At 37.5% G+C, this 25,766-nt stretch carries 24 protein-coding genes; 12 read left to right on the top strand and 12 right to left on the bottom strand.

Annotation, left to right across the window (positions count from 1 at the left end):
• Positions 1 to 223: 223 nt before the first annotated feature.
• Both tsaB and CUN59_RS17100 read right to left on the bottom strand, forming a co-directional pair.
• On the bottom strand, positions 224 to 934 hold the full coding sequence (tsaB, locus tag CUN59_RS17105) for a tRNA (adenosine(37)-N6)-threonylcarbamoyltransferase complex dimerization subunit type 1 TsaB (protein ID WP_104388974.1): 711 nt from the start codon (positions 932 to 934) through the stop codon (positions 224 to 226).
• 135 nt (positions 935 to 1,069) lie between these two features.
• The gene (locus CUN59_RS17100) at positions 1,070 to 1,318 is read right to left on the bottom strand and encodes a Ycf34 family protein (protein WP_104388978.1); all 249 of its coding nucleotides are present in this window, start codon (positions 1,316 to 1,318) and stop codon (positions 1,070 to 1,072) included.
• Positions 1,319 to 1,400: 82 nt separating this feature from the next.
• Here CUN59_RS17100 and CUN59_RS17095 point away from each other — a divergent pair, with 82 nt between their 5' ends.
• The 3 genes from CUN59_RS17095 (at position 1,401) to CUN59_RS17085 (ending at position 4,515) form a co-directional block, all read left to right on the top strand.
• Positions 1,401 to 2,678 carry a tRNA nucleotidyltransferase/poly(A) polymerase-related protein gene (locus CUN59_RS17095; RefSeq protein ID WP_104388973.1) on the top strand — a complete coding sequence of 426 codons (1,278 nt, stop codon included), beginning with the start codon at positions 1,401 to 1,403 and terminating at the stop codon, positions 2,676 to 2,678.
• Between the two features lie 47 nt (positions 2,679 to 2,725).
• Positions 2,726 to 3,520, top strand: coding sequence for a Tab2/Atab2 family RNA-binding protein (locus tag CUN59_RS17090; RefSeq protein ID WP_104388972.1), 795 nt, complete (start codon positions 2,726 to 2,728; stop codon positions 3,518 to 3,520).
• A 245-nt stretch (positions 3,521 to 3,765) separates the two neighbouring features.
• Complete coding sequence (locus tag CUN59_RS17085; protein WP_104388971.1) at positions 3,766 to 4,515, top strand: metallophosphoesterase family protein; 750 nt, start codon at positions 3,766 to 3,768, stop codon at positions 4,513 to 4,515.
• Between the two features lie 43 nt (positions 4,516 to 4,558).
• On the opposite strand, the gene CUN59_RS17080 is transcribed toward CUN59_RS17085, so the two are convergent.
• Positions 4,559 to 5,410 carry a M48 family metallopeptidase gene (locus tag CUN59_RS17080; RefSeq protein ID WP_104388970.1) on the bottom strand — a complete coding sequence of 284 codons (852 nt, stop codon included), beginning with the start codon at positions 5,408 to 5,410 and terminating at the stop codon, positions 4,559 to 4,561.
• Between the two features lie 284 nt (positions 5,411 to 5,694).
• Here CUN59_RS17080 and CUN59_RS17075 point away from each other — a divergent pair, with 284 nt between their 5' ends.
• Positions 5,695 to 6,228, top strand: a complete 534-nt coding sequence (locus CUN59_RS17075; protein WP_104388969.1) for a DUF4330 domain-containing protein — start codon at positions 5,695 to 5,697, stop codon at positions 6,226 to 6,228.
• Between the two features lie 92 nt (positions 6,229 to 6,320).
• Positions 6,321 to 7,076 carry an armadillo-type fold-containing protein gene (locus tag CUN59_RS17070; RefSeq protein ID WP_104388968.1) on the top strand — a complete coding sequence of 252 codons (756 nt, stop codon included), beginning with the start codon at positions 6,321 to 6,323 and terminating at the stop codon, positions 7,074 to 7,076.
• A gap of 16 nt (positions 7,077 to 7,092) precedes the next feature.
• On the opposite strand, the gene CUN59_RS17065 is transcribed toward CUN59_RS17070, so the two are convergent.
• A complete protein-coding gene (locus CUN59_RS17065; protein WP_207765436.1) occupies positions 7,093 to 7,770 on the bottom strand; it encodes a glycoside hydrolase family 24 protein in 678 nt (225 codons plus the stop codon).
• A 381-nt stretch (positions 7,771 to 8,151) separates the two neighbouring features.
• Between CUN59_RS17065 and CUN59_RS17060 the strand changes: the two genes are divergently transcribed.
• Positions 8,152 to 8,769 (top strand): DUF1997 domain-containing protein, encoded by a 618-nt coding sequence (locus tag CUN59_RS17060; RefSeq protein ID WP_104388966.1) that lies wholly within the window; start codon positions 8,152 to 8,154, stop codon positions 8,767 to 8,769.
• 217 nt (positions 8,770 to 8,986) lie between these two features.
• On the opposite strand, the gene CUN59_RS17055 is transcribed toward CUN59_RS17060, so the two are convergent.
• On the bottom strand, positions 8,987 to 9,457 hold the full coding sequence (locus tag CUN59_RS17055; RefSeq protein WP_104388965.1) for a DUF4079 domain-containing protein: 471 nt from the start codon (positions 9,455 to 9,457) through the stop codon (positions 8,987 to 8,989).
• Between the two features lie 307 nt (positions 9,458 to 9,764).
• Between CUN59_RS17055 and CUN59_RS17050 the strand changes: the two genes are divergently transcribed.
• Complete coding sequence (locus CUN59_RS17050; protein ID WP_279327314.1) at positions 9,765 to 11,057, top strand: ankyrin repeat domain-containing protein; 1,293 nt, start codon at positions 9,765 to 9,767, stop codon at positions 11,055 to 11,057.
• A gap of 123 nt (positions 11,058 to 11,180) precedes the next feature.
• On the opposite strand, the gene CUN59_RS17045 is transcribed toward CUN59_RS17050, so the two are convergent.
• Together CUN59_RS17045 and mnmE are read right to left on the bottom strand one after the other, a co-directional pair.
• The gene (locus CUN59_RS17045) at positions 11,181 to 11,846 is read right to left on the bottom strand and encodes a nitroreductase family protein (protein ID WP_104388963.1); all 666 of its coding nucleotides are present in this window, start codon (positions 11,844 to 11,846) and stop codon (positions 11,181 to 11,183) included.
• 754 nt (positions 11,847 to 12,600) lie between these two features.
• Positions 12,601 to 13,995 carry a tRNA uridine-5-carboxymethylaminomethyl(34) synthesis GTPase MnmE gene (gene mnmE, locus CUN59_RS17040; protein WP_104388962.1) on the bottom strand — a complete coding sequence of 465 codons (1,395 nt, stop codon included), beginning with the start codon at positions 13,993 to 13,995 and terminating at the stop codon, positions 12,601 to 12,603.
• Positions 13,996 to 14,309: 314 nt separating this feature from the next.
• Here mnmE and CUN59_RS17035 point away from each other — a divergent pair, with 314 nt between their 5' ends.
• Positions 14,310 to 14,510 (top strand): hypothetical protein, encoded by a 201-nt coding sequence (locus CUN59_RS17035; RefSeq protein ID WP_104388961.1) that lies wholly within the window; start codon positions 14,310 to 14,312, stop codon positions 14,508 to 14,510.
• A gap of 343 nt (positions 14,511 to 14,853) precedes the next feature.
• Here the strand turns inward: CUN59_RS17035 and CUN59_RS17030 are convergent, their stop codons facing one another.
• Entirely contained in the window at positions 14,854 to 15,741 is an 888-nt protein-coding gene (locus CUN59_RS17030) for a carbohydrate ABC transporter permease (RefSeq protein ID WP_243406976.1), read from the bottom strand.
• 184 nt (positions 15,742 to 15,925) lie between these two features.
• On the opposite strand from CUN59_RS17030, the gene CUN59_RS17025 reads away from it, so the two are divergent.
• From CUN59_RS17025 to rdgB, 4 genes are all read left to right on the top strand, one after another.
• Positions 15,926 to 16,852, top strand: a complete 927-nt coding sequence (locus CUN59_RS17025; RefSeq protein ID WP_104388960.1) for a type IV pilin-like G/H family protein — start codon at positions 15,926 to 15,928, stop codon at positions 16,850 to 16,852.
• Between the two features lie 9 nt (positions 16,853 to 16,861).
• Positions 16,862 to 17,509 (top strand): phosphoribosylglycinamide formyltransferase, encoded by a 648-nt coding sequence (gene purN / locus CUN59_RS17020; RefSeq protein WP_104388959.1) that lies wholly within the window; start codon positions 16,862 to 16,864, stop codon positions 17,507 to 17,509.
• Between the two features lie 117 nt (positions 17,510 to 17,626).
• The gene (locus CUN59_RS17015; RefSeq protein WP_104388958.1) at positions 17,627 to 19,069 is read left to right on the top strand and encodes a phosphoglucomutase/phosphomannomutase family protein; all 1,443 of its coding nucleotides are present in this window, start codon (positions 17,627 to 17,629) and stop codon (positions 19,067 to 19,069) included.
• A 255-nt stretch (positions 19,070 to 19,324) separates the two neighbouring features.
• Positions 19,325 to 19,921, top strand: coding sequence for an RdgB/HAM1 family non-canonical purine NTP pyrophosphatase (rdgB, locus tag CUN59_RS17010; protein WP_104388957.1), 597 nt, complete (start codon positions 19,325 to 19,327; stop codon positions 19,919 to 19,921).
• A gap of 79 nt (positions 19,922 to 20,000) precedes the next feature.
• Here rdgB and recN read toward each other — a convergent pair whose 3' ends face one another.
• The 4 genes from recN to menA form a co-directional block, all read right to left on the bottom strand.
• On the bottom strand, positions 20,001 to 21,731 hold the full coding sequence (gene recN / locus CUN59_RS17005; RefSeq protein WP_104388956.1) for a DNA repair protein RecN: 1,731 nt from the start codon (positions 21,729 to 21,731) through the stop codon (positions 20,001 to 20,003).
• Between the two features lie 484 nt (positions 21,732 to 22,215).
• Positions 22,216 to 23,547, bottom strand: coding sequence for a 2-succinylbenzoate--CoA ligase (locus CUN59_RS17000; protein WP_104388955.1), 1,332 nt, complete (start codon positions 23,545 to 23,547; stop codon positions 22,216 to 22,218).
• The gene (locus CUN59_RS16995) at positions 23,532 to 24,476 is read right to left on the bottom strand and encodes an o-succinylbenzoate synthase (RefSeq protein ID WP_104388954.1); all 945 of its coding nucleotides are present in this window, start codon (positions 24,474 to 24,476) and stop codon (positions 23,532 to 23,534) included. The genes CUN59_RS17000 and CUN59_RS16995 overlap by 16 nt, the downstream gene beginning before the upstream one ends.
• A gap of 275 nt (positions 24,477 to 24,751) precedes the next feature.
• Positions 24,752 to 25,651, bottom strand: a complete 900-nt coding sequence (gene menA / locus CUN59_RS16990) for a 2-carboxy-1,4-naphthoquinone phytyltransferase (protein WP_104388953.1) — start codon at positions 25,649 to 25,651, stop codon at positions 24,752 to 24,754.
• Positions 25,652 to 25,766 lie beyond the last annotated feature (115 nt).

Here is a 25,766-nt window from a genome sequence, read left to right as displayed (position 1 = left end):
CGAGGATTGGTTTAATTTATTCTTTCAAAGTATTATTTTTTCTCGGTTCAGTTGCCTTCAGTCGTTTTTCTCTGTTCGGCACTTTACTAATATAGCAATTCTTTTTTGCCTTGTCAACTACTTTGACAAAAAATTTTTTCATGGGTTGGTTTAGTTGACTGAAAGGAGAATTGCTGAGGGCTATAGGCTTTATATGGTAAGGGTTATGCTAATTTTGCCGTTTTCAAATATCTACAGGATGCTGGCCATAGTAAGGTAGAGCGTCGAACCATTGGGGGTATTTACCTTGCTGCCAATCTAGATAGGCTAGTTCTAAAATACTGTTAACGGTGGCTGCTAGGTTCGATTTAGCAGTAATTAATTGATAACTGGTGTGCCAATTGGCTAGAGTTGCTTGCCATGCGGCTGGTGTGAAGACTGTATCTGGTAGTAATGGGGTGATGCCAGAGTTATTGGAGGTGGGTTGGTAGATAGCACCGAAAATTTGACCTCGTTGGGCGGGCATTTCTACGGCAATAACTGGATTTTGGCAGCTATGGGTTATGGAAGCGTTATTTTCCAGTTGGTTACTAGATTGAGAATGTTGATTGGATGTATGTTGTTGCCAAGCTACGGCGGCTAGAGTAGAAATGGTAAATGCTGGAATTTTTAACTGTTGTGCTAAGGTGCGGGCAGTGACTACACCAATGCGGGTTCCTGTGAAACCGCCAGGACCTTGGGCAACGGCGATAAATTCTATGTCTGCCCAAGTGTGTGGTTTAATCAGTCCGATGAGGTATTGATGGATATGACTGGATAAGTCACGGCTTAAATTCCAAACTTGGGATTTGGGGTGGTTGGTGAAGTTGCTGATTGCTAAACCGAGATCGGGTGTGGTTGTGTGCAATGCTAAAGCGTATTTATTGGGTGGCAGATGTTTGATTATGGTGGACAAAGTAAATGTAAATATATTTTTCTCATGAAATATGTTACTACATCAGAATTCAAGATTGAATCAGATTTTTTTCTTGCCTTCTGCCTGAATCCTTTATACAAAAATGCGAAGATGAAGTTGTGAGGATTTTTTGCTTTAGGTGGGAACTAGTTCTCCAGGACGCAATTTAGACCATTTACCTGTTTCTTGTTGGAAACTCAGACAACCTACTACATCCCATTCCATTTCGATGATTTCACCTTGTGTGCGAATGTTGACGTTAATGGCTGGTTCCGTGGGATCAAAATCTGGTGTTTCCGTGAGGTGGGGCTGTTGGTGCTGGGTTTCTACGGCGTTGTAGGTAACGCATCGGTCTACATAGTGGCAATTCACGCAAATACACATAAATAAAACCAACTTTAATAACCTTTTATAGCTAATGTACCCTAAAGGAAAATAATCAGCATTAATTTCTAGGTTGATTTTTATGACAATAGATGAATTTTTTGGTTCTCGTCTAGCTGCCAAAAATTGGCCTTTTAGTCTGGAATGTCTACCAGAACCTGTTTATATGGTTGGTGGTGCGGTGCGTGATGCGATTTTGGGGAGGGTGCGAGAGTACGTGGATCTGGATTTTATTATCCCCTGGGATACGGTGAAGGTGGCGAAAAAGATTGCCCAACGGTATGACGCTGGTTTTGTTTTGCTGGATGCGGAAAGGCAAATTGCCCGTGTGGTATTTCCGACGGGTACGGCTGATTTTGCCCAGTTGGAGGGTGAGAATTTGCTGACAGATTTGTATAGAAGGGATTTTACGATTAATGCGATCGCCTATAATCCCCATAATCAGGAAATCATTGATCCTCTCCATGGCTGTCAGGATATAGATTCTGGCATTTTACGGATGATATCACCTGTCAATCTCCAAAATGATCCTTTGCGGTTAATGCGGGCTTATCGTCAAGCTGCTCAACTTGATTTCACTATTGAACCAAATACACAGGAAGCTATTCGCAGTTTAGCGAGCAGTATTACTGAGGTAGCAGCAGAAAGAGTCCGGGTAGAGGTTGGTTATTTACTGGCCAGTTCTCAGGGGACATTTTGGTTAGATCAAGCTTGGCAAGATGGTGTTTTGGGTAGTTTATTTAAAAATAGTACTGCTAGCAGTTTTATCAAGTTAAATGCGGTTGATGAAGCTTTTGCTGTGATTAGAGATAAATGGCAGAAATTGGCAGAACAGTTAACAAATTATGTGCGTGATACTATCAAAACTTCTTGGTTAAGTGTGGCTAAATTAGCGTGTTTGGTCCACTCTCAAGCAGAAATTGCGGAAATTGAACTCCAGGAACTTACCTATAGTCGAGCCGAAATTCGCGGTGTGACAACAGCATTAAGATTATTTGCAGAAATAAAGGCAGTAGATATGCCTTTGCGGAAACAATATTTTCTGTTTCGGGAAATGGGAATTTTATTTCCGGTTGTGTTGGTACTAGCTTTAGCAAATGATATTGTAGCTAAAGGAATTTTTGAGGAAAGTATGTTATTTACATACCAACCTTTAATCGAGCGTTATCTTAATCCTGATGATGTGGTTGCACATCCTCGACCTTTAATCAGTGGTAAAGAAATTATGACAGTGTTAAAAGTTCCCGCTTCTCCATTGGTAGGTGAATTACTCATGGAAATTGGGGTTGCTCAAGCTGAAGGTAAAATTTCCACAATAGCAGCAGCACTAGAATATGCAGCGAATTTAGTTAAACCTTAAAACGGCTATATTCTGATTTAAGTTGTTTTAGTTTTATGGAGTAGGCAATGAGTTTGATTTGGCAAGCTGACTTTTATCGTATTCCGTTACAATATGAGAAAAAGGAAATATTATGGGAACTATTAATTTGTGATCAAACTCGCAATTTTGAGTTTGTGGCCACTTGTCCCCAATCACAAGCTAATTCTCAATGGGTTGCCCAACAGTTACAATTGGCAGGTGGCGATAAGTTACCAGATATAATTCAGGTATTTCGTCCACAGTCTTTAGGGTTAATCACAGTTGCAGCAAATAGCTTAGGTATTAAGGTTGAAGCGACTCGGAGAACTTTAGTGCTAAAACAGTGGTTAGCAGCGAAACAATACCCTATAGATATAGATAAACCAGCACCATTACCACTACCGGAAAATCTGTGGGGTGAAGAATGGGCATTTGGAACAATTCCATCTAGTAATATTGTAGATGAGTTTGCAGAGCGTCCAATTCCAATTTTGCAAATACCGGAATCTATAAAACCAATTAATTTAGGTTTGGCTTCAACAGTAGCCATACCAGGCGTAATTATTTATGGGGGGCGGAAATCTATGGGTTTAGCACAGTGGTTACAGGAAAGTACCCCTGTGGAGTTAAATTATCTTGCCGGCGATCCTAATGGGTTGGTGTTAGAATCAGGTTTAGTGGATAGGTGGATTTTGGCAACTTTTACAGATGCGGAGGTTACTGCTGCTGGTAAGTTATATCAACAACGGAAACGGCTAAGTCGTGGACTACATTTTTTAGTGGTACAACCAGACAAGTCGGGAATGACTTACAGTGGGTTTTGGCTGTTACAAGATGTTTAAAGTTTGATGTTTAAGAGGAATATTAATTTTGACTCTAAAACTATAGAAATTAATATAGAGTATTATTCTTAGACATCTATCAAATTTTTACCTATTAGCTGGTCTGACAGCTTGGCAAATTAACCAAACGCCCAGACATTTATTAAATAAATCATAACCTACTCGAATTTTGTTGATTTTTTTCACCAAAAGTAGACAAAAAAAGTAGTCTAAATATTGAGCTAATTCATTTAAGCTAGAAGCAAATGAGCGAAACTAGTCAGCGGCAGATTGTCATTGGGGATGTACATGGCCACTATGAAGGGTTGATGTTACTTTTGGAAAAAATAGCTCCTAGATCAGAAGATCAAATCTATTTTTTAGGAGATTTAATTGATCGTGGTCCTCAAAGCGCCCAAGTGGTAGAGTTTGTTAGACAAAATGATTACTTATGTTTATTAGGTAATCATGAGCAGATGTTGTTGAACATCTTAACAGGCAGAGATAAAGCATCAGCAAATATGCAAGCGTGGCTGTATAGTGGAGGACAGGCCACGGTTGCAAGTTATCAATCAGCGATGATTCCCCAAAAACATCTAGATTGGTTTGAGAGCTTACCGACGTATTTAGACTTAGGGGGTTTTTGGTTAACTCATGCTGGTGTTAATCCCAACAAAACGGTACAAGAACAAACAGCAGATCAGCTTTGCTGGATTAGAGAAGAGTTTCACAGTATTAGTAAACCATATTTTCCTGATAAGTGGATTATTGTTGGTCATACAATAACTTTTACTTTACCTGGTGTTCCTCCTGGTAATTTGGCACAAGGACAGGGATGGATAGATATTGATACTGGTGCTTATCATCCCCGTAGTGGTTGGTTGACGGGGTTAGATATTACAAATAAATTGGTTTATCAAGCTAATGTGTTTAGTCGTGGTGTGCGGACTCTAGCTTGGGAAGAAGCAATGACTGTTGTTCAACCTGATGATTTGAGTAGCCGCCGTCACAAATAACAAGCATAGTTAATGGATAACTAATTTAATTACTAGAGCATTTTTACAATAATGCTTTGATTTTAGCTTGATATGCGGCTTTATCTAAACCGTTATTTCTATTGCTAGGCAGATTTTTAATCTGTTTTTGGAGTTCTCTAATGCGGGTATCTGTACCAGGATGTGTACTCAAAATTGTAAGTACGGAACTGCTACCCTGTAACTTTTGCATAAAAGAAACCATTGCTGAGGGAGCATAACCAGCACGGGTAAGGGTTTTTAAGCCTCTTTTATCAGCGTCTAATTCGTCCTTGCGACTGCGGGGAAGATTCAGGGCTAGTTCTACACCAATACCTACGGCTTGACTACGATTTAAACCTGTGGCACTAGCTATACCACTGGTAATTGCTTGTTGTCGCATTTGTTTGATTAAGTGTTTACCTTCGATATGACCCATTTCATGGGCTAAGACACTGGCTACTTCACCTTCATTTTCTGCCGCTTTGAGTAGACCTGTATTCATATAAAGAAATCCGCCAGCAGTGGCAAAAGCATTGACAGCCGGATCTTCGACTATTTGGAAAGTATAGGTGAGATTAGGGCGATCGCTGTTGGCTGCTAAACGTCTACCTATTTCTTCCAGATAGCGATTTAGCTGCAAATTACGAGAAATTCTAACTTCTTGCCGTATTTCCTGGTTCATCTGTTGTCCAAATTCGACTTCTTGGCGATCAGACATATTAGATAGGTTCAAGATCTGCACACCTTGGAATAGAAGCGGTAATAAATCTATAGCTTTAGTTGCTACAGGTGTAATAAGACATATAGTCAAGGCAACAGTTACAGAAATTAACGGATATAAACACCGTCGTTGCCATAAACGGTAATTTTGGGAAAATCCTTGCCAGTTAATCATAATGTGATGGGATGAGATGGGTGTGACAACTTAAAATTACGGGACGAATTTTGACCAATCTAAGTTGCATTTGACATTCAAGATACTGGAAATAGTCAATAGCAATCACTTACTGTTACTATGGCTGGAAACTACTGCAATCATGATAAACTATCGCATAACCATAACATTTACTTGCTTGCTGTTAGTGATGTGATCAAGATTGTGGATCACTCCGAAAAACTTAGTAGTACAATCAATTACCTAACTGAAAAAGTTAATTACATATTATCCCAACGTGAGTTATGGCTATTTTAGATACAAAAGGTCGCTTATTCGGTAAAATTAACCTACTAGATTTAGGTGCTGCATTAGTAATTTTACTGGTGATAGTAGGTATATTTATTTTTCCTGGAACCTCCGGTTCTGTCGCTCAAGTAGGTGCAAAAACAGTCCCGATTGAGGTGGATTTGGTAGTGCGTGGTTTGAATGTTCGCAATCCTGAACAATTGTTTAAACAAGGATTTAAACAAGGGGGTAAAACCAATGTGATTATTCGGAATCAACCCTATGGTCAGATTGGGATTAAATCTATTCAACTATTGGGGAGAATGGTGACTGCGACTCAACCAGATGGTTCTGTCAAAGAATTGCCAGATCCTAGAAGCAATAACTTTAGTACGGATTTTATTTTGACTTTAGAAGATAAAGCAACAGTGACTAAAGATGGCCCAGTTCTGGGGAATAACAAAGTAAAAATTGGGATGCCTTTTGAATTAGAAGGTTTCAACTATAATTTCAATGCGTCTGTAATTGATATCCGTTTACAGGATAAATAGGATTCTAATCAGGGGTGAAATATTCCTGATTTCATCCTGAAAATTAGCAAAAACTATACATTTATACTCTTGTAATCAGGTAGGTAAATACGGTGACACAGGCTACGTCTTTTTGGCGACAATTCATCAGTCATATTTCAGAGATTAAGACAGGAAAACCAACACAGCGGATTTCTAATAATTTCTCTGAACCTGGTGTTTTCTTGGGATTGATAACAATTATTGTCGCTATGGTGATCTGGAATTGGCAATTGCTGTTAGCTCTTGTAGTTGGCATTGGGATCATGATATTTAGTTACTCAATGCAACAATGGAACTGGCAATTACGCTGGTTAGAAATCCGTAAGGTGATGAGTAGCACTAACAACCGTTTAGCTTATTCTGTGGTTGCTGGTGGGATGGCAACAGTAATCACCTATATGACATCAGCAATTTGGGTTGATAGTCCTAGTCATTGGTTAGCTGCTGGTACAATTTTCCAAGGTATGGGAACGCTATTAACTTTGATTTTATTAGTGTGGCAAATATTCAGTTTTCAGGGAAATCAACAAGAAGATTATCTGGAAAATTTGTTAGTTAAATTAACAGAAAAAGATCCTTTAAAACGGTTTATGGCTATGCGCCAACTAAATAAACTGATTAATCGTCAGCAAGTTGACACAGCAACACAACAAGATATTATAGACTGCTTGCAATTGCTACTTAGTCAGGAACAAGAAGTGATGATTCGAGAAGCAGCTTTAGACTGTTTGCAAAATTTAGATGGGTTGCAATTGCTAAAGCCTAATCAATCAAAAGTATTTATTCCTGTATCAGCAAAAGCGAAGCAGAAAATTATGGCAGATTGATTTAGTCTTATATCTGTTAATATACAGTTCGGACTGGGGTATTTTTCTGTAGTTCTTCCTGGAGCATTTGCTGATAAATTTTGGGAAGGTAACGACTAACAGAATTGGTTTCTATACCGTATCCTAAACTCGTCCAGGTGGGAGAAAGTTTCCGTAAAACGTCATTTATTTTTTTTTGACGCAACAGTTTAGAAATATCTGTTCCCCAAACTTGGGAATCGTTCAACCAACGGTAAACTACAGTATCTTGATATTCTGCTTCAAAACTATAACTATTCCAAAACATCATTGATGAGGGTTTAGGATGATAACGAGGAGCAATTTGATACCAAGTGGTATTAATAATCTGATAGCGACCGGCGGCGGTGGAACAGTTACCCGTATTTGGTCCTGTGACAATGGTAACACATTTTTCTGGATGACGACTGAGATCATTAATTTGCTCACCACCATAGAGGAGGGAGTAGGGACGATTGCCACTGGCTTCACTAGCGGATATAGTTCGCATTAATGCTCGAATATAAGGATCTCCACCCTCCATAACTAAAGGAGGCTGTTTACTGGTGAATATAGGTTCGGGAGATGATGATATATCTCCAAAAACATACCATTGAAACAAATATACAAAGCCCAAAAGTGAGGCCAGAGGAAGAATGAGTTTTTCTACACCTTTAAGTTGAAAGCTTTTCAGAATTCTACTCCTTTGAATTATTTGTGTTGACTAATAAGAAATACTTACCTTTTAATTGAGTTAAGCTGATAATATCAGTGATATTGCGATGATGACGGTATTCCATTGTTTAGCTACAATATCAAGTATTGTAAGATAATGATTAGGACTGTCACCATGAGAGATAAAAGACAATATACTCTATATTTATTTTTGAGGAGTGCTAGGTGGTTTACAGCTAAATTTACCATTGGTTATCAAGAAGGAAATAGGATTCACAAGTATGAAGTTAATGATAAGTTATTGAGATTTTGATGAAAACTTGCTTTTGATGCGAAAAAATTCCCCTAATTTGGGAATTATTAATATAGACAAACTTGAAAATATAGAAAAACACAAAAATTTATGGTTACAAACAATAGTGGATATCAGTCTTGGGAAATAGTAGATGACTGTCCTTTTGAGGAAGAAAATCTTAAATCAACGAAATTTTATGGAAATTATCAAGACTGCATGGAAATGTATGCACCTGTGGAGGAAGTAGAAAAGTATTTTAATACCCATAGTGAATGGTTTGGTCGTTGTGCAGAACCTATGAAGGTAGAGGCTTTAGATGCAAATAGTTATGCTTTAGCTGTAGGTAAATTTGGTGCTTTCGGCTATGATGTCGAACCAAAGATTGGTTTAGAATTGTTAAAATTCCAAGAGCGTCAATTTCAAATTAGGACTATTCCTGTACCTAATTACCAACCCCCTGGGTATGAGGTAGACTATAAATCATTAACACATTTAATAGCTGATAGAGATGGTATAACACGGGTAGAATGGGAGTTAGATTTGGTTGTAGAGTTGCAATTTCCCCGGTTTATGCAGCGTTTATCACGTTCTTTAATTCAGTCTACAGGCGATCGCATTCTAAATCAAATTGTCCGTCAAGTGTCTCGTCGTCTCACACATAAGGTGCAAAAGGATTTTCATCAATCTCTCAATATACATTTTCCACAGAAGAAATTGAAGAAATAGGGAGCAGTAAACAAATGAGAGTAGCAAACTATGGGTTGTTTCGTTTTTAGAATTTAAGCGGGCAAGATGCCCGCACTTTCTATTTTAATTAAGTTGAGATATAGCGGTATGCGATTGAATGAGATACAGAATCTACAGTAAAAGCCATATATTAAGACACTCCTGACTCCTGACTCCTGCCATAATACAAAATCCAAAATTATCCGACTTTGGAAATTTATGCTTGAGTGAGAAGTTTCTGAATAATTTCCACCCCAGATAGGGCTTGCCAGAAGAAAAGTCCTAAAATAGCAAAATTTAAGAGTATATGAGTCATTCGCGCCCAATTTGCTCCTTTTTGCATAAAGGGAGATAGGGATGCGGAAAAAGCTATTAAACCCGTCATACCTAGTCCGGCGAGAAGATGGGGACCAACAAACAATTTACCATTATTAATGTAGGTAACCGCCATACCACCAATTGAACCTGCTACCATCAAGGCTAGGATGATAGAACCTATTTGGTGGTGTTTGATGGTGTAGCGGCCTTTAATTAGTTCTTTCTTATCTTCTCCTTGAGCATTTCTTGTGCGCTGTACTTGTAGACCTAAATATGCGGCATATAAAGAAAGTGCTAATAATACCCACATGATGACTGGATGACCGAAATTCAACCAAAATTTGATTGTTGGAGAGAGTTCAAGAACCATACTGTTTACTGCCAATTATTAAATCTTTATAAAACTTAGCATACATTGATTTTTTAGACTCAGCAATTTTTCGATAGTGTAGGGTGGCGTTAGTTATTCTTGGTAAAGTGCTAAAACCATTCAAAAGTGAAGAAGGCAGAGGAGGCAAGGGGTGGCAATACAGTCTAGGCTTCAAGTGGTTACAGGATGCCAAATCAGAGACTTTCGAGTGAGGCTTTAACTCTTGCTCACTTTGGTCCTGGCCTTTGCCTTCCGCCTTTTTTGCTAAATTTTGAGTTGAAATTAGTTACATCTACCCAAACAGGATATAAATAAAATGACAGAAAATAAAGATACCTTGTTGCTCAAAGCTGTAAAAAGCGGAGATATAAAAAGAGTGTTAACGCTGCTGAGTAAAGGCATTAATATAAATACAAGCGATGTGAATGGAACTACAGCATTAATGCTTGCGGCGAATTTAGGTTATACAGAAATTGTGCGATCGCTCTTAGATGCTGGTGCTAATATTAATTTAACTAGAAAAATATATAGTTTAACAGCATTAATGCTCGCTGCTAGTGCTAATCAAATAGATGTTGTCAAACTGTTAATTTCTAGAGAGGCAAATATTAATGCCATAAATGAAGATGGTAGTACAGCATTAATGATAGCAGCAGTTAAAGGCAATATTGAAATCGTAAAAATACTTTTAGATGCTGGTGCGGACAGAGGAATTACTGATAAAGATGGTGATACCGCTTTCAAACTCGCAGTTAAGCACAAACAGCCAGAAATTATTAAGTTAATATCACAAAATAACGATCTTGTCAATAGTCAAGATTCCGAAGGTGAAACAGCATTAATGATTGCTGTAGACTCGGGTGATGTCGCAACAGTAGAAGCATTGGTCTCATCTGGGGCGGATGTGAACCTAAAAAATAGTGATGGTGGAACAGCATTATTAGCAGCTACCCCCACGGGAAACATTGAAATTATCAATATTTTATTAGATGCAGGTGCAGAAATTAATCACCAAGATCAAGAAGGAGAAACAGCTTTACACCTAGCGACTGTAGAAGAATATACTGATGTAGTGAAAATATTGTTACAACGGGGGGCAGATGTGGAAATGAAAAATCATCTCAGAGATACACCCTTACTCGTAGCAGCATTTCAAGGATACAGCGACATAGTAGCAGTATTACTAGATGCAGGAGCAGATACGGAACAGAAAAATTTGGGCGAAGTTGCTCTGACACTAGCAGTATTAAAAGGACATTTTCACACAGTGAAAGTCTTACTTGATTATGGTGCAAATATTAATCAATTCGCAGATGATGGTAAAACTGCTTTAGTGAAAGCTATAGCCATAAACTATCCCGAAATATTCAAATTATTATTGGCAAAAGGGGCAAATGTGAATTTACAAAATTCCTCTGGAGTCACTGCGTTAATGTATGCGACTGCTGAAGGTTATACTAAAGCTGTGGAAATATTACTCCAAGCTGGGGCAGATGTAAATTTAAAAAATCAAGGTGGTTATACGGCTTTAATGATTGCCGAATTGAATCATTATCGGGGCATTGCTAAGATTTTACGAGAAGCTGGAGCGCAAGAATAAGGAAGGCAGGAGGCAGGGATGAAACACCTGCTATAATTAAGTTTTAAGGATCAATAAATATCCTAAATGAAACCCTTGTAGGGACAATTCATGAATTATCCCTACAATTTAACCTAATGTCTATTAACCTTGATAGGGGTTGTCTAGTCTATCTACAGAAATATTAGCGGATAATGGTAGACGACCGGGATTTAAACGAGGTTCGGCTGCATATCCCACAGGTACTAATACGGCAATACCAATATCTGGATTATTTTCAGCACCAATTATAGCTTTTACTTGTTCTTCAATCCAACCATTCATAAAGCAGGTAGATAACCCCAAACTTTCGGCTGCTAATACTAAATTTGTAGCAGCTATCATGGCATCTTTAATGGCGTATTCTCGGCGCTTGTCACCTAAAGCTTGTTGAAATTGAGGAATAGCATTTCTAAAGTAATTTACTGTTCCTTCACTCCAAGCACCTGTGGCTGCACCTTGCTCTAAAATGGGTGTTAGGTCTTTTTCTCCCGCAGTAGCGTCAGCAGCGAAAACAAAGGTAACAGGTGCTTCCAGAATTTGCTTTTGTTTCCAAGAAGCAGCGCATAATGCTTCTTTTTGGGTTGCATCTTGAACTAACACTATTCTCCAAGATTGGGTGTTAAAACTACTGGGTGCAGCTACGGTTAATTCTACCAGTTGCTTGAGTAGTTCTGGGGAGATGGGGTCCGGTTTAAAGGTTTTGATGGAACGACGTTGTAATATGGCGGTAGGTACGTCTAATGCTTGGATTTGAGTGCTAGAAGTCACGGTATTCTCCTGTATTTAGTCCTATCCGCTTAGAGTAACGCTTTTTTCTAGGGAGTTCAAATAGTAAGTAACAGGTGCTATGCCACGTTGACAAGTGACAGTAATAACAAAGCCTGTTATTGTCTAAGTTGAACATAGGATGATTTACTATTTGATTCGATGAAAATGGAGTTGATATGAAAACAATATGTTTGTGGTCAATTCCAAATCTGCAAACCACCAATTTTCGTTGTGTGACAGTTTAGGGTGCAGAAGGTATAATTAAACATGATGTAATTTATTAACCCACATTCCGCAGATAAAATCCAATTCTGAATAATTATCACGAAAGATTCAGGGTTGTACAAACTTTACTCCAAAAATATTCTCAATAAATGAGATAAATTCCTAATAAACATTTTATAGTTCCTTTGAACTAAAATCCTGAAAACCCTTACCAAACAATGTTTTTGGAGATAATTATTTTTTTATTCTCCGCTTATGCGGAATGTGAGTTATTAAACCCACATTCCGCAGATAAAATCCAATTCTGAATAATTATCACGAAAGATTCAGGGTTGTACAAACTTTACTCCAAAAATATTCTCAATAAATGAGATAAATTCCTAATAAACATTTTATAGTTCCTTTGAACTAAAATCCTGAAAACCCTTACCAAACAATGTTTTTGGAGATAATTATTTTTTTATTCTCCGCTTATGCGGAATGTGAGATTAAAGTAGAAAACATAGAGGAATAAGAGTTTGAGAGTTGTCTATTTACCGATACAGAACCTACTAAAAATCCGATCTAATACTGATTCTGTGACTTCTTCGCCGGTGATTTGTCCTAATGCTTGAATTGCTCCTCTTAAATCAATTGTCCAAAAATCTAAGGGTAATTTATCGGTGATCGTGGCTTGCACTTGTTGTAAATCTATTTTGGCTTTTGTTAAAGCTGCTGCTTGTCGTTGGTTAATGGCTAAATCCATATTAGCAGCTTGAACTTTTCCCTGTTGAATTATTTCTAAAATTGCTGTTTCTAAACTATCAATTCCTTGATTTATGGCGGCAGATGTCACAATTTTGGATTTGGGATTTTCGATTTGGGATTTCAGGTTTTCTTGTTCTGCTAATGAAATTAGGTCAATTTTATTAATGACTAAAATTACTGGACGGTGTTTTACTTGTTCGTAAATTTCCTGATCTGCCGGTGTCCAACCTGCGGCGGCATCTATAGTAAATAATACCAAATCTGCATCACTAGCAGTACGGCGTGATCGCTCGACACCAATTTTTTCTACTTGATCTGCTGTTTCCCGAATCCCGGCTGTATCTAGGACTTGGACAGGAATTCCGCCCACAACTAATTGAGATTCTACCACATCACGGGTTGTTCCTGGTAAGTCTGTGACAATAGCGCGATCGCTCTGACTCCAAGCATTTAATAAACTCGATTTTCCCACATTTGGCCGCCCCACAATTGCCACTTTTAACCCAGTTCGTAATAATTCACCTTTATCTTTTGTGGCTAATAATTTACTAATTTCCGCAGTTACTTGATCAATATCTGCAATAATTCTTTGTTGATCTAAAGGTGGTAAATCTTCCTCAAAATCAATTCTGGCTTCAATTTCTGCCAAAATATCTAAACAGTTAGCGCGTAATTTGCGGATTGGATGGGCTAATTTTCCCTGTAACCCAGCTAAAGCTGTTTGAGCAGCTTGAGGTGATTTTGCTCCTACTAAATCGGCAATACTTTCCGCTTGGGTTAAATCTAACCTACCATTTAAAAACGCTCTTAACGTAAATTCTCCTGGTTGGGCTAATCTTGCACCATTTTCTAAGCATAGTTGCAATACTTGTTGCACCGCCATAATTCCCCCATGACAATGGAATTCTACCACATCTTCACGGGTAAAAGAACGGGGAGCTTGCATGATTAATAATAAAGACTCATCAATAATTTGCTTAGTTTGGGGTTGGCGTATATAACCATAAAGAATGCGGTGACTTGACCAAACTTGTCGCCCTGGGGCATAAAATAGAGTTTGAGCGATCGCCATAGCCTGATCACCAGAAACCCGTACAATACCTACACTACCTTGTTGAGGGACAACAGCAGTAGCGATCGCGGCAATAGTTCCAGTGTGAGCCAATAATTCGGACATTAGTCATGTTTATACAAAATCAGAAGTAGGAATAAAGCCAAATATTTAACTCCTAGTCTATACTATACAACTTAACCCGGACTTTTTTTCAGAACGCCCGAATATGGAGAGAACTGCTGTTGTGATAAGATCCCCGACTTCTTTGATTGATTGTATTCGGAAAGGACAAATCTATCTTAGAAGTCGGGGATCTGGAAACAAGTGCTATAGCTGAATACTTACTATGAAAGACAAAAATTAGGTAATCACCTATTACCAATAATAGTAAAATTCTGATGCAGAGTCCAAACATCCAAACGAGAGAGGAATGAACTGTGGAACAAAAAATTAACTGTGCTGAAGCTTGTGTTAACGGCTGCATTTTAGGTGATAAATGTCCCAACATTGAATTTAGAGAAGCAACTGCAAAATTTGTTGAAGAAACTTCCCTAGATAAAATGCTAGAAATGGCTGAAGAAAGATTGCGGAAAAAAATGACAGAACCACCTAAATGGGTATTTCCAGAAGATCCTTAATTCTATACAATTGGGATTAATAAATTCTCAAAATTCAGATAAGGCAATAAGATCCCCGACTTCTGTTATTTATTTTGTCCATAAATGATACAGCATATTTCATTCAAATGAGGTATAACCATAATCAAACTTTTGTGGTGCGGGCATACCATGGCTAACGCCACGCTACGCGAACGACAAGCTCAGTAAAAGTCTTGCCCGCAGAATGTGTACCTCATACCTTCGCAAACTGCTGTAAATTAATTTACTGAAGTCGGGGATCTGGGTATGAACAGAAAAACTAAAAGTAATATTTTGCTTACACCTATTCTTTTGATATTTCTTCTCACATGACACTAATTAATTATTCATCTCCCCAAGTTTTTAATTGCAAATAAACTAACAATAAAGTCACCGCTAAAAGTATCGTAGCTACTGCCGCTGCATAACCAAAATCAAATTGCCCAAAAGCTTCTTGATATGTATAGTAAACTAGTAAATTAGTTGAATTTAAAGGGCCACCACCAGTGAGGATATAAACCGATTCAAAACTGCGTAATGTAAAAATGGCAGTTGTAACTGTAGCAAATATTAATGTTGATCTTAATCCTGGTAAGGTAATATGCCAAAATTGTTGCCAATCATTAGCCCCATCTAATTCCGCAGCTTCATAACGACTGGGAGGAATTGCTTGTAAACCTGCTAAAAAAACTACCATATTAAAGCCAATTTGTTTCCAAATACTGAATAAAATAATTACTGGCATTGCCCAAAAAGTATCTGCCAACCAAGATACTTTACCAATACCATATATACTTAAAAAACCATTAACTGGGCCTGTATCTTGGAATAACCAGCGAAAGCCTAAACCGGCAGCAACAACAGAGATAATAGAGGGAAGAAAATAAGCACTGCGTAAAATTCCCCTGATAGGAATAGAACGATTTAATAATACCGCTAGTCCTAAAGAAATTATTAAACTAGGGACAAGAGTGCCGATGGTAAAATAAACAGTATTAAAAATAACTTGCCAAAAATCCGCATTTTGTAATAATCGCCAATAGTTTTTTAAACCTACCCAATAAATACCGCTAGAAGTGAAACTACCAGCAGTGAAACTGAGATAAAATAAATAGACAATTGGCCAAATTATAAATAACCCTAATAAAATTAGGGCTGGTGTGAGAAACGTCCAAGCCGCAACTGTATCATTATCCAGTGCTTTCATTTGAGTAGAATGAGAGGTTTTCATAACCATTAGGTATTGGGTGTTTGGTGTTAGTGGAAACGTTTCATGGGTAGAGATTCTCGTCTGTGGGTTGTTTTGTTAATCTATCTTTGGGACTCTGCACTCCCCAATTCTTAAATTATGTATATTTTCACTGAATCTCTGTAGTGGCTGCTAAGATACTCTTAATATATAAGAACATACCTAAATGACACCAATTGTTCTAAACTTTAACCAACTCAAAACCGCTAGTAAATTCCTGGCCTACAATCTATTACTAGTTTTACCATTGACATTAGAGACAACAGTGCTGGCACAAAGAGCAATACCACCAAAACCGAGTATATCTCAAACGGCCAATTCTGAAGCAGATATTATTATCAAAAAACTGGTGGGAGAATGGAAAAATAAAAACGCTTCAGGCCCAGATGTTAATTTTTTCTTTACTGATGACGGTAAAATGTTTTTGATGATGGTAGTTAGTGATCAAGCGGTTGCTTATCCCTTGAAGTATCACGTTGATGCTACACAAAACCCCATGTATATGGATATTAAGCTACCGGATAATCCTAAACCAGTTTTAACTATTTTTGATTTTATTGCCGATGGTGAAATGCGGATGCAAATAGAAGGTACTAATCCTGGACAACCGAGACCGAAAAATTTTTCCCAGGATGTATCTGTATTTAAACAGGTTTCTAATAGTGCAACATTGCCGAAAAATCTTCAAATAATTGATCCAGATGATGCTAATAAGTCCCAACCTGAATCTCTACAAATGATTACTCTGATGAACCGCTCCCAACAGGCTTATTTTTTGGCAAATGGTAAGTTTGCAAAAACTCTTGAAGACTTACAAATTGGGATTAAGTCAGAAAGTGAGGATTACCTTTATAGAATCATTCCTCAAGGTAAAGGTAATCAAAGTATTGTTCATACAGCTACCGCTAAAAAGCCTGATTTAAAAAGTTATACAGGAATTGTATTTACGATAAAAGTTAAAGGTAAACCTTCCTTAGATGCGGCTATTTGTGAAACGATTAAACCTACAAGCAAACCTCCCGCGATTCCTAAAATTCCTACAAAAGCATCCCAACTGGTCAAATGTCCATCAGGTTCAATTTTGTTACCATAATCGTTGTTTATGATTGATGATTCACCAATAAATAGTATTTCTGGTATCATTTCTCCTGATGTTCATAGTTATCAATTTTCATCAACTCAGCCCTTGAAATTAGGAATTATGGCTTCGGGAAATGGGAGTAATTTTGAAGTAATTGCCCAAGCGATCGCTGATAGGAAAATTAATGCCCAAATTCAAGTTTTAATTTACAATAATCCAGGAGCTAAGGCCGCAGCTAGGGCTGAAAAATGGGGTGTGGAAGCTGTACTATTAAATCATCGTGACTACAAAAATCGAGAAAAGTTTGATAATCAAATTGTGCAAACATTACAACAGTATGATGTAGCGTTTGTGGTGATGGCGGGATGGATGCGATTAGTCACACACGTGCTAATTGACGCTTTTCCTCATCGCATGATTAATATTCATCCCAGTTTATTACCGAGTTTTAAGGGAGTGCAAGCCGTAGAACAAGCTTTAGCAGCTAAAGTCAAAATTACTGGCTGTACAGTACATCTTGTTTCTTTGGAAGTTGACAGTGGGGAAATTTTAATCCAAGCTGCTGTACCCGTGCTACCGGATGATACATCAGAGACACTACACGCGAGAATTCAAGTCCAAGAACATCTGATTTTACCAATGGCCATTTCTTTATTAAGTCAAAGGTAACAGGGAAGGGGCAGAAGGGCAGAGGAGTACGGGCAAACGGCCGTTCGCCCGTACAACCGCCAACAATTACCCATATATAATGATAAGATCCTTAACGGAGAAATTTAGGATATTTTTATGCCAGTTGTAACTAACCCAATCAAGTTTGGTACAGATGGCTGGAGAGGTGTAATAGGTGAGGAATTTACCTTTGAACGCCTGGCCTTAGCGGCAACTGTAGCAGCCAAAGTTTTATATAATACTTACTATTCCGAAGTAGGTAGCCGGACAATTATTGTCGGTTATGATCGCCGATTTATGGCGGAAGATTTTGCCCGTGTGGTGGCCAATGCTGTCACCTCCGTTGGTTTTGATGTTCTGTTTAGTGAAAGTTTCGCCCCAACTCCGGCTTATAGTTGGGCGGCTAAAGAACGCAAAGCCTTGGGGGCGCTAGTGGTGACAGCTAGTCATAATCCCGGTGCATATTTAGGACTAAAAGTTAAAAGTGCTTTCGGCGGTTCAGTGCCACAGGAAGTTACACAAGAGATAGAGGCTTTATTATCACAAAAAATTGCCCCGGCAACGACTCCAGGTAAGGAAAATACCTTTGATCCTTGGCCTAGTTATTGTCAAGCATTAGCAGCAAAAGTTGATATTAACAAAATTAAAGAACTCATCGCTGCTGGCAAATTAACCATATTTGTAGATGTAATGCACGGGGCGGCGGCTGGGGGTTTGGCCAGGTTATTAGGGGCGGAAGTTAAGGAAATAAATAGCGAACGTGATCCTCTATTTGCAGGTGGTGCGCCTGAACCTTTACCAAAGTATCTTTCTCGACTATTTACAGTGATCAAAACCCATCGGGAAAATAATAAAAAAGGTTTAACAGTGGGTTTAGTATTTGATGGCGATTGCGATCGCATTGCCGCTGTAGATCAAGATGCTAATTTCCTCAGTTCCCAAATTTTAATTCCCATCTTAATTGACCATTTAACCATACGGCGTAACTTTCAGGGCGAAATTGTCAAAACCGTAAGCGGATCGGACTTAATGCCCCGTGTAGCCGCATTACATAATCTTTCTATTCATGAAACACCTGTAGGTTATAAATACATTGCCGACCGAATGTTAGCAACACAGGTATTGTTAGGTGGTGAAGAATCCGGTGGTATTGGTTACGGTAGCCATATTCCCGAACGTGATGCCCTACTTTCTGCACTTTATGTATTAGAAGCAGTGGTAGAATCTGGTTTAGATTTAGGTGAATATTATCGCTATTTACAACAACAAACTGGTTTTTCGTCCAGCTATGATCGGATTGATTTACCTTTAGCCAGTATGGAAGTTAGAGGGCGACTATTACAACAATTACAAGCCCAACCTTTAACGAAAATTGCAGGTAAACAAGTCATTGGTTGTCAAACAATTGATGGTTATAAATTCCGTCTGGCTGATCAAAGTTGGTTAATGATTAGATTTAGCGGAACTGAACCAGTTTTACGTCTTTATTGTGAAGCCGCAACCCTGGAAGAAGTTCAAAAAACTCTAGCTTGGGCGAAAACTTGGGCAGAATCAAATTAAGCATTAATGGGTAATGGGTAATTGGTAAAACTATTACTTATTGCCCATTGCTAATGTAAATTTAACCCGACAATAAAGCGAAAATATTTAAGATTTAAAGTATATAAATCAAGTTTTTATAAAATTCTATGAAAATTGTACAATTATTTTTGTCGTGTTGACAGAAAACTATAAAATAAATTACAATTGCAACTACCAGTTAAAAAATATTATTTGCGTCAACCAGTTAATTTTACATCGGACATAATATAAATAATGACTAAATTACTCGTAGTAGCAACAGGAAACCCCGGAAAGTTACGGGAAATGCAAGCTTATTTAGCTGATGCTGGTTGGGAATTAACTCTTAAACCGGAAAATTTAGATGTGGAAGAAACAGGAGAAACTTTTGCAGAAAATGCTTGTTTAAAAGCTTCTGAAATTGCCAAAGTTACGGGGAATTGGGCGATCGCTGATGATTCAGGTTTAGCTGTAAACGCCCTCAATGGTAGTCCTGGGGTGTATTCTGCCCGTTATGGTAATTCTGACACAGAACGGATTACCAGATTATTAACAGAATTAGGGGATGAAAAAAATCGCCAAGCTAAATTTGTGTGTGCGATCGCAGTTGCCAATCCTCAAGGAGAAATAATAATTCAATCTGAGGGAATTTGTCACGGGGAAATTTTATTTGCGCCCTCTGGTGATGGCGGTTTTGGTTATGATCCGGTTTTTTATGTACCAGAAAAACAATTAACTTTTGCCCAAATGACTACAGATTTAAAAAAGTCAATTAGTCATCGTGGTAATGCTTTAAAAGCTTTAGTTCCCCAATTAAAGAAAGTCCTAGGGGCGAAGCATTCGGACGACTAATACTTCGCCTGTACAGCAGTTGAGGAGAAAGAACTATATAAAGTTCTCTCCCTGTCAACAGTCAACAGTCAAGCGTTACCTATTTTCCTCTTTCTCGATGATTAGCAGCTTGTAATAATAAAGATTCGGCAAAAGCGATCGCTTCATTTGCAGATTTACCACCAGCTAATTGTGCCAATTCCTCACGGCGAGTGGTTAAATTATCTAAACTCGTCACTCTCACAACAGTACGCTGTTCATCATCACTATTTCTAGCTTTATTAATTACTAATTTATCAACCCGAAAATGACGATCTGCCATAGCTGCCACTAGAGGTTGATGGGTTACACATAATACTTGATGTCCTTGACTAAGTTGGTGCAATTTTTCCGCTATGGCTTGGGCAACTCTTCCAGAAACCCCCACATCAATTTCATCAAATACCATTGTTCCCACTTCATTACCTTGATTAAAACAAGCTTTTAATGCTAGTAAAAACCGGCTCATTTCGCCACCAGAAGCGATTTCTGTTAATGGTTGAATCGGTTCACCAGGATTAGGACTAAACATAAAAGTAATTTTATCTGCACCTGTAGCGGTCGGATAAATGGGAACAATTTCTACTTGAAATTTTACCTTATCCATTGCCAAAGGTTTAAGTTCAGCTAATAACCGCGATTCTAAATTAGCCGCAGTTTGCCGCCGTAATTGGCTTAATTGTTGACTGATTTGATAGAGTTCTTGTAAATATAATTGTTCTTGTTGTTCTAAAGTTTCGATAGATTGTTCACTATTATTTAATTCAGCTAATTCATTTTGAATTTTTTCATAATAGGCGATCACTTCCGTCAGAGTTGGTCCGTATTTACGACAAATTTGTTTTAATTCCCGGATGCGTTCATCCACTTCTTCCAACCTCAGGGGATCTGCTTCCAAACCTTCCCCATAAGTATTAATTTGTCTACCAACTTCCATCACTGCCGCCATCGCATCCCGCACCAATTCTAATAAAGATTGTAGTTGGGAATCATACTCCACCATGTGATTTAATATCATCTCCCCATCTGCCAATAGATCAGCCGCAGTCCGAGTTTCCTGATCATCTTGATACAAAGCCTGATAAACTTTGTAACTCATTTGTTGTAAATCAACCACATGATTTAGGCGTTCTCTTTCTTGATTTAATTGTTCCATTTCTTGAGGATCACCAAGATTAGCAGCACCTAATTCTTGTACTTGATAAGTGAGTAAATCTAATTGTTGTAGCCGTTCCCGTTCTGATATTCGGCGTTTTTCTAGGGTTTGATGTGCTTGTTGATATAAACTAAAAGCAGCAGCCACATTTTGCCGTTTTGTTAATAAAGCATCCCCACCATATAAATCTAACCAGTCCCGAACCTGGGCGGATTGTCCCACTTGTACAGTTTGCCCTTGTGCCGTAATTTCTACTAAACTATCCCGTAATCTTCCCATTAATTGGCGATTTACTAACACTCCATTTACTCTTGATCTACTGCGGATATTACTGCTAGTCGTGGCAATTTCTCGACTAATTATTACAGCATTATCATCTGTTAAATCAATTTCTTGTTCACTTAACCAAGCAGCTAGAGGTGGAGTGACGCTAAAAGTCGCTTCTACTATAGCCCGATTTGTGCCAGTGCGAATCACCCGACTAGAAACTTTGCCACCTAAAACCGCATCAATTGCATCTAAAATAATTGATTTTCCTGCGCCAGTTTCCCCCGTTAACACATTCAAACCAGCACCAAAATCTAATTCTAGATGATCAATCAAAGCAAAATTTTCAATTCTTAAATATAGCAGCATTTTACTAATCCTTGGATTACAGATTTCCCTGATTTTTGCTGATTACTATACTCACAACGGCTGAGAATTAAGTTTTGACAGGATTAATAAAAACACAGATGTGTGGTTGTAGCGGCGAAGCATTCGGACAAAAACCAGTGGTCTCACTGATAGGTTATCACCTAAATACTTCGCCTGTGAAGCCATTTTGAGTATAGCAACTTATGAACCCTAGACTCAAACCCAGAGGTAAGAACCCATAAACTACTTGTTTGTTACCTCATATTAAGGGTAAACCAAGGATTAGTCTATCTGATAAATTATACCCAATAAAATTACAGACAACAAGTATAATTATTATAAGAGACTAGACTGAAAACCCTTGAGGTAAAGGTTTTCCAAAATTCAAAAAGAATTGCCGTTCTGTTGAATATAAAACTAGCGGTTAGAAATTATTTGGAGAGTGTCAAAACTTATACTATTTACTTATCAATTGTATTCACTATCAAATTCTCACTCTAGTAACAAAATCCTTAGCTATTTGTTGTAGTTGTTGACGGTTAATTTTACCTTGAGTATTGCGAGGTAAAACTGGTAGAGAAATCCAATATTTAGGAATTTTAAATTTACTTAGCTGCTTCCTGAGTTGGGTTTCAATTTCTAGGGAGGAAATATTTTCATGATTAGGAATATAAATAGCTGTTAATGCTTGTCCCCAATATTTATCATCTATACCAATTACACAAACATCAAGCACCAAATTAGTTTTTCTAATTGCTGATTCAATTTCTATCGGGTAAACATTTTCTCCACCTGTAATTATTTTATCGCTATTTCTGCCTACAATATGTAAATAGCCTTGATCATCTAAAAAACCAATATCATCAACTGCAAAATTATCAGTATTTTCCCAAATACGGGGATAATAACCTAAAGCTAAAGATTGACTTTGAATCTTGATATTTCCTGATTTATTGTCAATTATGATTTTAGCATGGGGGAGAATTTTCCCACTATTAAATTTACCTTGTAAAAATTCATCAGGTTTGAGAGTGGCAATTTGAGAAGCGGTTTCTGTCATTCCATAGGTAGGTGCTAATCTAATTTGATGAAATCTCGCTTTTATTAATAAGTTATCCCAAGGTGGCGCACCTCCTAAAAGGACAGTAGCAAACCTTGATAACCATTGGGTTAAGTCTGGATTTTGGAGGATTCTTTCCAATTGGGTAGGAACTAAAGATATAAAAAATTGAGATGGGTTAATATTAGGTAATTGAGAAGTTTCTAATTTTTTAGATTCAGTAATTACTAATTTACCTTTTGTCGTGAGACAGCGGATAAATTGCATTAATCCACTAACATGATATAATGGCAATATACAAAAAGAATTGACTGTATTTATTTGAAAATATTCTGTAAATCCTACTACGGATGCAGTTAATGTTTGCCATGTATGAATAGCAAATTTAATCTTTCCCGATGATCCACCTGTAGGAATCATAATACCATTAGGAATAGGTACTTGAAAATTGGGAATTGATGATTTTGAAAAATTATCATCTATTCCTAAAATTATATCTGGCTGCACTAAATTAAAAACTTGTTTCCATTCCTCTAGACTCCAATCTGGGTTACACAGAAAAACTGGACATTTAGATGCAACAGCAGCGATAAAACTGGCTAAAAATCTCACAGGTGATCTTTCCGCAATAACAATTTTCGGGTTTGATAATTGGGTAAATTTTAAATATAATTCTGTTGCTATTTGTGGCAATTCTTGACTGTGATCACAAATTAACCAATCATCTTTTGTTAATTTATCTAAGAGGTTTTCCATAGAGTTTCTAACCAATTTGATGCTTGTGGTGGAAAAAAGTGGTTAACCCCAAAACCAACAGCGCGATGATTTAGAGATAATTCTGATGCTAATTGTAGCGCGGCTTGTCTACCAATTTCTGTTTCAAATACTGATGAACATACAACATCTATTTGATATTTTTGGCAAAATTCCCTTAACCGAGATGGTGAACCGAATATTCCCGGTTTAATCACAAAAATTCCCCGCCAACCCTGCTGAAAACAGTATTCTAATTGGGTGAAATTAGCGATAGATTCATCTAAAGCTATTTTAGTTAAATATAAATTACTTAATTCCTGCATTTGGGTAAATTTATCTACAGCTAAAGGTTGTTCAATAAATTCAATTTTATCTAAGAATTGATCACACTTTGTTAACCATAATTCAGCCTCTTGATAAGTAAGTCCACCATTAGCATCTAAACGTAATTTTGCTGATGTTGGTAAACTAGAAATGAGTAAATCAAATATTCCTAACTCTGGATTTATGTCATCAACACCAATTTTCCATTTAAAGGTTTTATATCCCTGTTCCCATAAACTACCCCATTGATTTAAACCTGCTTTTCCTGCTGATAATAAACCGCTATAGGTGAGATTAAAATTAGTTTCTGTATTTCCTGAAAAAGCTGATTCAAAAGCAAATTGACAAGCTGGCAATTTATCTGAAATTCCTAAAATTATTTCTTGACTAATAGTTTCTGGAAGTTGATGACAAAAATCTAAAGCTTGTTCGAGAGTTTCTGAACCAAACCAAGAAATGGGGGCAATTTCCCCCCAACCAATGTTATTTTCTGCATCTATCAAGCGAATAATGATACTTTCACGGATTTCCCAAACCCCATGATTAGTAATAATGGGATTAGTGAATTTCCGACTCAAATAACGAAAAGAAAATTGATACATCATGGAAAAATTCAGGAATCAGCATCACAAACTAAACTCTTAATAATGATAGAAAAACCCACTCTATTTCTCCTTCCTCTGCGTTCTCTGCGCCTCTGCGGTTCGTTAATTGGAATAATTTATTTTAGGACTTATGCAAGTGTCACACCAAAAATCTGTTGTAGGGTGTGGTTCGACAAACTCACCAACTGCCTCAGACTGCACAAATACAGATTGTTAATATCTGACGAACCCTACCAATGTGCCAGTTGCATAAGTCCTATATTGATTAAAAATTCCTAACCAAGAATAAAACCTAAACCCAAAAACAAGCAACTGAAAAAATGAACATTCACAGCAATGAATTTAGAATTACTTACTTTGTCTGGTAGGTTATGATTTTCCCAAACATGGCGACATAATTTAACCGCAAAAGGTAAACTCAGGAAACTGAGTAATGTCCATAGGGGGAAAATATGCAAAATTACAAATACCAAAATTAGGGGATAAATACTAGCAGTAAACCCAACTAAAACCTTTGCACCGGTTTGAGTTCCCAAACGGACAATAGGAGATTTTTTTCCTGCGGTGATGTCATCTTCAACTTGATGAAAATGGGAACAAAACAAAACTAAACTGGTAACAATACCTAAAATCACCGATGCGGCTAAATTTGTGATAGACCAGCTTTGAGTTTGACTATAATAAACTGCACCCATCCCCAAGGGACCAAAAGCAAAAAAGCAGAGAATTTCGCCTAAACCCTGGTATCCTAGACGGAAGGGGGGACCTTGGTACATATAGCCTAAGCCGCAGCATAGGAGAATTATACCGATCACTGTAGGGTCTTTTTGCAAAAATGCGATCGCTATTATTCCTAACAAACCCAAACCTAAACACAGATTTCCGATCCAAAACATTAAAGTTTTATTACCAGTTAAATTTACCAATGAATGATGTTTATTTTTATCAATTCCTGTTTCTGCATCAAACACATCATTACTAATATTTTCCCAAGCCAAAATCAAAATAGCCGCAGCCATAAATAAAGAAAATATGGTGATATTAAAAATCTTTATTTCTTTAAATGCTACGGCAGAACCTACCCAAATAGGCATAATAGCGACACTATACATTGGCGGTTTAATTGCCGCCATCCATAGTTTAGCTTGAGGTTGTGAAATCTGAGTTGAAGTCATCGGTTGTGGGTGTAATTAATCTAAAATTGTTTAACTTTAGTAAATTACCAAAAAATGTTAATTTTGTGATTATAGGTTCACATCCTGCAATACTACCTGCCATTTTACAGCTAAA

It is taken from the genome of Cuspidothrix issatschenkoi CHARLIE-1, assembly GCF_002934005.1.
Lineage (GTDB): Bacteria > Cyanobacteriota > Cyanobacteriia > Cyanobacteriales > Nostocaceae > Cuspidothrix > Cuspidothrix issatschenkoi.
This window is presented reverse-complemented; position numbering and strand designations above follow the sequence as displayed.